This window comes from Streptomyces milbemycinicus, assembly GCF_002154605.1.
Taxonomy (GTDB): domain Bacteria; phylum Actinomycetota; class Actinomycetes; order Streptomycetales; family Streptomycetaceae; genus Streptomyces; species Streptomyces milbemycinicus.
In genome coordinates this window covers 1-672 of record NZ_MUNE01000965.1, presented here as the reverse complement: position 1 = coordinate 672, position 672 = coordinate 1, and the positions used below count along the sequence as shown (strand labels likewise).

General features: G+C 74.3%; 1 protein-coding gene. It reads right to left on the bottom strand.

Annotated elements, in window-relative coordinates; genetic code table 11:
* The coding region (locus CCN51_RS49680) for an acyl-CoA dehydrogenase family protein (RefSeq protein WP_281262487.1) at positions 1-672 on the bottom strand (672 nt) is incomplete at both ends.

Here is a 672-nt window from a genome sequence, read left to right as displayed (position 1 = left end):
GGCGAGCAGCCCGGCCGCGAGCCCCTCCTCGGCCTCGGCCGCCGTCTGCCACTGCTCGGCCCTCACCCAGGCCCGCTTGAGGTGCAGATGGACATCGGCCTCCCAGGTGAAGCCCATCCCGCCATGGATCTGCAGACAGTCCCGCGCGTTACGGACAGCGGCCTCGTCGGCGAGCAGCTTGGCGGCGGCCACTTCACTCGCGTCTTCGGTGACGGCGGCGGCGTAAACCACACTTCTGGCTGTTTCAGCGCGTACCAGCATTCCGGCGCACAGATGCTGTACGGCCTGGAAGGCGCCGATCGCCCGGCCGAACTGGGAGCGCTCCTGGGCATGGCGTACGGCCATCTCGACCGTACGGGCCGCGCTGCCCAGTTGCAGGGCGGCGGTCAGCAGCACCGCCTCCCGTCTGAGCCGGGCCGCGGAGCGGCGCCCGGTCGGGCCTGTGGCCGACCACCGCTCTCCCCGGCCCGGACCGCCGCCACGGTCCAGGCGGTGCAGCGGCGTCGCCGGGTCCACGGACCGTACCGGCCGCGCGGAGCGCGCGAGTCCGGCCGCGGACCGTACGCCGATCCCTCCGCCGCCCTCGCCGCCCCCGCCACCCTCGCCGCCACCGTCACCCTCGTCGCCGATCACCAACACGGCGTCGGCCGACGCCAAGTGCTCGACCAGCGG